The following is a 6,029-nucleotide window of genomic DNA, read 5'->3' on the forward strand; positions in this document are numbered from 1 at the left end:
CCCGCCGCCCCCGCCAGGCGACGAGCCGGACCGCGCCCGCGTCGCCGCCCTCGTCGCGCACCCCCGCTCCGACACCCTGGCCCCGTTCGCGCTGCGCCGCGACAAGGCGTACGTGTTCAGCGCGGACGGGCGGGCCGTGATCGGGTACCGGGTGCTGTTCGGCGTCGCCGTCGCGGGCGGCGACCCGGTCGGCGACCCCGCCGCGCAGGCCGACGCGGTCAGGTCGTTCCTCGCCCTGTGCCGGACGGCCGGGTGGCGTCCCGCCGTCCTCGGCGCGAGCGACGCCCTCCTGCCCGCGTGGGACCGGTTCCGCCGCATCGGCTACGGCGACGAGGTCTTGATCGGGCCGCGCGAGTTCACGCTGTCGGGACGGCAGATGCGCAACGTCCGGCAGGCGGTCAAGCGGACCGTCAACGCGGGCGTCACGTCCGAGATCGTCGCGGAACGCGACCTCGCGCCGGACCTGCGCGACCGGCTGCTGGACGTCGCGTCCCGGTCCCTCGGCGGCGCGCCCGAGCGGGGCTTCACCATGAACCTGGACGAGCTGCTCACCGGCCACCACCCGGGAACGATCATCGCGATCGCCTACGACGCGCACCGGGAGCCCATCGCGTTCCAGCGGTACGTCACCGCGGGCGAGGGCCTCAGCCTGGACGCGATGCGCCGCAGCCCCGGCGGCCCGAACGGCGTCAACGAGCGCCTCATCGTCGAGATGGTCGAGTACGCGGCGGAGCGCGGCCACGGCGTCGTCTCCCTGAACTTCGCCGCCTTCCGCGAGCTGCTTGACGCCGAGGAGCGCACGCTCCTGGAGCGGGTCGGCTACCGTGCCCTGCGGCTCCTCGACCCGTGGATCGCGGTCGAGTCGCTCTACCTCTTCGACAAGAAGTTCAGGCCGTCCTACAGGCCGCGCAACGTCGTCTTCCGCTCCTGGTCCGACATCGCATGGCTGGCCGCCGCGCTCCTCACGCTGGAGTTCGCCCGGACGCGCCCGTCCCGCCGGGCCGAGGAGCCCGTCACCGAGCCCGCCCACCACCTCGGATGAACCGGCCGCGCTAGAACGTGATTCGATGTTGGTCCCCCGAAGAGAGGGCCCGTTGCTCATGAGCGGCATCGTGGAGGGCCACTGCGATCCGGCGTTCGCCGCCGTCCGCGACGCGTTCGAGGAGAACTTCGCCGCGGGCCGCGAGCTGGGCGCCGCCGTCGCCGTCTACGCGGGCGACCGCAAGGTCGTGGACCTGTGGGGCGGCGTCGCCGACCGCCGCACCGGACGCGCCTGGCTCCCGGACACGCCCTGCTTCGGCTTCTCCTGCACCAAGGCGATCACGGCCACCGCCGCGCTGCTGCTCGCCGAGCGCGGTGCGTACGAGGTGGACGGCCCGGTGACCGGCTGGTGGCCCGAGTTCGGCGCCGCCGGCAAGGACGGCACGACGGCCGCGCATCTGCTGTCGCACCAGGCCGGGCTGCCCGCGTTCGCGCGTCCCGTCCAGGCGGAGGAGGCGGCGGACCCGGCGGCCCTCGCCGCCGAACTGGCCGCGCAGAAGCCGGAGTGGACGCCCGGCGAGGCCCACGGGTACCACGCGCTGACGTACGGGTGGCTGGCGGGCGAGATCGTCCGGCGCCACTCCGGACAGACGGTCGGCACCTTCGTCAGGGACGAGTTCGCCCGCGACCTCGACCTGTGGATCGGCGCACCGGACGACGTGATCGAGCGCTCGGCGAAACTCTCCGCCGGCCGCCGCATCGGAAGCCCGCCCGACACCACCCGCTCCGAAGCCACCACCCGTCCCGGAGCCGAAGCACCCCACGCCGAAGGCGACGCGCCACGTCGCGAAGCCGACCCGCCAAGGTCGTTCACAGGCGACCTGTTGAGGCGCCTGGCCGCCGCGTACATCGATCCGCAGAGCACGATGAACCGGGCGCTCAACAACCCGCACCCGGGCAAGGGCGGCTACAACAACCCGGTCGTGCTGCGCGCGGGCTGGCCGTCCGCCGGGATGCTCGTCACCGCGCCCGCGCTCGCCGCCTTCTACCGCGACCTCCTTGCCGGACGGATCCTGCGCCCCGAGACCCTGCGGGACGCGATCCGCCCGCGTGCCGGCGGCCCCGACCGGACGATGCTCATCGACAGCACGTTCGGCCTCGGCTTCATGCGTCCCGCCCAGACGTTCTTCACGCCGGAGGCCGCGCGGAGGTCGGCGTTCGGGCACACCGGCGCGGGCGGCTCCATCGGCCTCGCCGACCCCGACGCCGGTCTCGCGCTCGCCTACCTGCCGAACCTGATGAGCCACATGGCCGCCGGCGACCTGCGCGCCTACCGCATCACCGAGGCCGCCTACGCGTCGGTGGCCTGAGCTCACTGCATGGTGATGCCGCCGCTGACCGAGATCGTCTGGCCGGTGATGTACTCGGCGCGGTCGGTGCACAGGAACGCGACGAGGCCAGCGATGTCGTCGGGACGGCCGATGCGCCGCAGCGGGATCTGCCTGACCAGCTTGTCGAGCATTCCAGACTTCTGCTCGGAGGCGCGGTCGGCGTCGGCGTCGCGGTCGGCGTCGCCGCGGAGCATCGGCGTGTCCGTGGGCCCGGGGCAGACGATGTTGGACGTGACGCCGCCGCGCGCCGCCTCCCGGGCGAGGGTCTTCGCCAGCCCGAAGAGCCCGGACTTGGTGGCCGCGTAGGCCGCCTCCCCGCCCCCGCCGGCCCGGGCGCCGTCCGACGAGATGAAGACCAGGCGGCCCCAGCCCCGCTCGGTCATCCCGGGCAGCAGCGCGCGGGTGAGCTGCATGGGGGCGCGCAGGTTGACGCGCCACATCAGGTCCCAGTGCGCGGGGTCGCTGCCGGTGAACGGCTCGACGATGGCGACGCCCGCGTTGTGGACGAGCACGTCCACGGGCCCGGCGCCCGCGGCGAACGCGTCGATCGATCCGGGGTCGGCGAGGTCGACGCGGGCCGCGACGCCGCCGACCGCGTCCGCGACCTCGCGGGCACCGGCCTCGTCCAGGTCGGCGACGACGACGCGCGCGCCCAGGGCGGCGAGGTCGGCGCAGATCGCGCGTCCCATGCCGCCCGCGCCGCCGGTCACCACCGCCGTGCGGCCGTCCAGTCGCATCCCGTCCATGTGCACCTCCGGGGGGTTTGTCACGTTCCATACTTAACATCCGGCGGTACTGTGCCGGTCCGGAGAGGTGCGATCACGGAAGCGCGGCCAGGGAGGTGCGAGGCATGGAGGTGCGCGATCTGCACGCCTGGCCGTCCACCCCGGCCGAGGCGGCGGCGATCCAGGACCGGCTGCGTCCGATGCTGGAGCCGGACGTCCCCGGCCCGGCGAAACCGCGCACGGTCGCGGGCCTGGACGTCTCCTATTCGGGCGACGGCAGCGGCACGGGCGCACGCCTGGCCGCCGCAGTGGTCGTCCTGAACGCCGCGACACTGGACGTGGTCGAAGAGTCGGTCGCCCTTGGCACGGCCGCGTTCCCCTACGTCCCCGGCCTGTTCGCGTTCCGGGAGCTGCCCACGCTCCTGGACGCGCTGCGCAACCTGAAGACGACGCCCGACCTGCTCGTCTGCGACGGGTTCGGCGTCGCGCACCCGCGCCGGTTCGGGCTGGCGTGCCATCTGGGCGTGCTGACCGGCGTCCCGACGATCGGCGTCGGCAAGACCGCGTTCATCGGCTCCTACGAGCAGCCGGGCCGGCGCCGCGGCGACACGAGCCCGCTCCTGCACGACGGCCAGGTCATCGGCCGTGTTCTGCGCACGCGGGACGACGTGAGACCGGTCTTCGTGTCCGTCGGCCATCGCACCGACCTCGACACCGCCTGCGGGAACGTCCTGGACCTGACGCCCGCGTACCGGCTGCCGGAGACGACGCGGCGGGCCGACCGGCTGTCCCGCGATGCGCTCGCCGGGTAGCGCGTCTGTGTGGAAGATGGCACTCTCGTCCGAAAGCAGACGGAGACACCCAGGTCATCCGCGACACCGCTGGACGGTGCCCATGGACACCCGGCCGATGCGGGCCGACGCCCGCCGCAACTACGAACGACTGATCACGACGGCCCGCACCGCCTTCATGGAGCACGGCACGGGCGCGTCCCTCGACGACATCGCCAAACGCGCGGGCGTCGGCTCCGGGACGCTGTACCGGCATTTCCCCACCCGGGACGCCCTGCTGCACGCCGTCCTGCGCGACCGCATCGACGGCCTCCTCGCGCACGCCGACGAGCTGCTCGCCGAGCCCGCGGCCGACCCGGAGACCGAGGCGCTCAATGCGGAGGCCGCGCTGGGCCGCTGGCTGCGCACCTACCTGACCGGCGCGGGCACGCCGCGCGGCACCTCCACCGTGATCATCGAGGCGATGTCGGTGACCTGGGCCGACACCGGCCTCGGCGCCGCGGCCGCCGCGATCTGCGACGCGCTCGGCCGGCTGCTGGACCGCGCGCAGCACGCGGGCGCCGTCCGCACCGAGATCGACCCGCGCGACCTGCTCCGGCTCACCAACGCGATCGGCGTCGCCGCGGAGCGCACCGCCGATCCCGGCGCGTACGCCGACCGGATGCTCGCGCTGCTCTTCGACGGCCTGCGCACCGGAGACCGCCCCTTGTCCCGTTGACCAAGCGTTCGCTAGGTTGACATCACGGACGCGTGTGACAAGGAGCGTTGATGGGTCAGCTCGACGGCAAGGTGGCGTTGATCACCGGCGGTGCGCGCGGCATGGGCAAGTCCCACGTCCGCCGGTTCCTGGACGAGGGCGCCAAGGTGGTGTTCGGCGACGTCCTGGCGGACGAGGGCGCGGAACTGGCCGCCGACCTGGGCCCCGACGCCGTCTTCGTCCCCATGGACGTGACACGCGAGAACGACTGGAAGAACGCCGTAAACACCGCCACGACGACGTTCGGCGCCCTGCACATACTCGTCAACAACGCCGGAATCATCCGCCATAAGACCATCGAGGAAATGTCCATCGACGAGTTCCGCCGCATCCTGGACGTGAACCTGGTCGGCCAATGGCTCGGCGTGAAGTCCGTCACCGCGGCGATGCGCGCGGCGGGCGGCGGCTCCATCGTCAACGTGTCCTCGACCGAGGGCTTCATCGGCGCCTCCGGCCTCGCCGCCTACAGCGCCAGCAAGTTCGGCGTCCGCGGGCTCACCAAGGCCGCCGCCCGCGAACTCGGCGAATACGGGATCCGGGTGAACTCCATCCATCCCGGCGGCGTCCTGACGCCCCTTTCCCTCCAGGACGACGTCGTCGCCGCCACCGCCGACAGCGCCGATTCCTTCTTCAAGGCACTCCCCCTCGGCCGCATGGGCAAGTCCAAGGAAGTGTCGGGCCTGGTGGTCTACCTGGCGTCGGACGACTCGTCCTATTGCACCGGCAGCGAGGTCCTCGTCGACGGCGGCATGCTCACCGGCGCCGGATACTAGAAGGCTCGCCGGGGCGCCGCTCAGCCCACCCCTCAACGGCCTCCAATTGCGCGGCCAGCGAAATCAGCGTCGCCTCATCGGAATCGTGCCCGAGAAGCTGCGCGCCAATCGGCAACCCCGCCTTCGTGAATCCCGCGGGCACGTTCACGCCAGGCCACCCCAGCACATTCCACGTCCACGCATAAGGACATGCCGCCGCGACCCCAGACTGCGTCCTCCGATACCCCGCCCCTCCATAGGCCCCCACCTTCAACGGCGGCTGGGCGGTCGTAGGCGTGAGAACCACATCCGCAACCTGAAAGATACGCCCGACCTTCCTCCTCAGATAGGGATCCATCCTCCTCGCCAGAGGAAGCAGCCGCTTCCCAACGACCCGCCCGATCGATGCCTCGATCTCCGTCCGCCGCTCCGGCCGCGCATCCGGAATCGAATCAAGCCAGTCAGCGGCGCCAGCCGTCCCCCGCGGAACGAGCCCCAACCCCACAAGCCCATAGTCAGGATCGCCGGGGAAAACCTTATGCCCCAAATCCGTCAGCCTCCGCGCGAGCCGCTCAACCGCCCCGCGAATCTCAGGATCAAGCTTCCCACCAACCCCGAACGCCGTCCGAAAG

The 6,029-nt window shown here is 72.4% G+C and carries 7 protein-coding genes; 5 read left to right on the plus strand and 2 right to left on the minus strand.

The genetic code is table 11. The features are described 5' to 3' along the window. Both E1264_RS38985 and E1264_RS38990 read left to right on the plus strand, forming a co-directional pair. A partial coding sequence (locus E1264_RS38985) for a phosphatidylglycerol lysyltransferase domain-containing protein (protein ID WP_132182001.1) occupies positions 1-1,042 on the plus strand: 1,042 nt, incomplete at its 5' end. A gap of 58 nt (positions 1,043-1,100) precedes the next feature. Then, positions 1,101-2,351, plus strand: a complete 1,251-nt coding sequence (locus tag E1264_RS38990) for a serine hydrolase domain-containing protein (RefSeq protein WP_132182003.1) — start codon at positions 1,101-1,103, stop codon at positions 2,349-2,351. Positions 2,352-2,353: 2 nt separating this feature from the next. On the opposite strand, the gene E1264_RS38995 is transcribed toward E1264_RS38990, so the two are convergent. Then, the gene (locus E1264_RS38995) at positions 2,354-3,118 is read right to left on the minus strand and encodes an SDR family oxidoreductase (protein ID WP_132182005.1); all 765 of its coding nucleotides are present in this window, start codon (positions 3,116-3,118) and stop codon (positions 2,354-2,356) included. Between the two features lie 104 nt (positions 3,119-3,222). Between E1264_RS38995 and nfi the strand changes: the two genes are divergently transcribed. The 3 genes from nfi to E1264_RS39010 all read left to right on the plus strand — a co-directional run bounded on the left by nfi (position 3,223) and on the right by E1264_RS39010 (position 5,418). Continuing rightward, positions 3,223-3,909 (plus strand): deoxyribonuclease V, encoded by a 687-nt coding sequence (gene nfi / locus E1264_RS39000; protein WP_132182007.1) that lies wholly within the window; start codon positions 3,223-3,225, stop codon positions 3,907-3,909. Positions 3,910-3,991: 82 nt separating this feature from the next. Beyond that, the gene (locus E1264_RS39005) at positions 3,992-4,606 is read left to right on the plus strand and encodes a TetR/AcrR family transcriptional regulator (protein ID WP_207936824.1); all 615 of its coding nucleotides are present in this window, start codon (positions 3,992-3,994) and stop codon (positions 4,604-4,606) included. A 50-nt stretch (positions 4,607-4,656) separates the two neighbouring features. Beyond that, positions 4,657-5,418 (plus strand): glucose 1-dehydrogenase, encoded by a 762-nt coding sequence (locus E1264_RS39010; RefSeq protein ID WP_132182009.1) that lies wholly within the window; start codon positions 4,657-4,659, stop codon positions 5,416-5,418. Here E1264_RS39010 and E1264_RS39015 read toward each other — a convergent pair. Further along, on the minus strand, positions 5,399-6,029 hold a 631-nt coding region (locus E1264_RS39015), incomplete at its 5' end, for an amidase family protein (RefSeq protein WP_243711442.1). The two genes, E1264_RS39010 and E1264_RS39015, sit on opposite strands and share 20 nt — an antisense overlap.

The organism is Actinomadura sp. KC216 (assembly GCF_004348535.1).
GTDB lineage: Bacteria > Actinomycetota > Actinomycetes > Streptosporangiales > Streptosporangiaceae > Spirillospora.

Bases quoted from the DNA above. Each gene is read 5' to 3' on its own strand.
- nfi (WP_132182007.1), top strand. From the start codon at position 3,223: ATGGAGGTGCGCGATCTGCACGCCTGGCCGTCCACCCCGGCCGAGGCG.
- E1264_RS39010 (WP_132182009.1), top strand. From the start codon at position 4,657: ATGGGTCAGCTCGACGGCAAGGTGGCGTTGATCACCGGCGGTGCGCGC.
- E1264_RS38995 (WP_132182005.1), bottom strand. From the start codon at position 3,118: ATGGACGGGATGCGACTGGACGGCCGCACGGCGGTGGTGACCGGCGGC.
- E1264_RS38990 (WP_132182003.1), top strand. From the start codon at position 1,101: ATGAGCGGCATCGTGGAGGGCCACTGCGATCCGGCGTTCGCCGCCGTC.
- E1264_RS39005 (WP_207936824.1), top strand. From the start codon at position 3,992: ATGGACACCCGGCCGATGCGGGCCGACGCCCGCCGCAACTACGAACGA.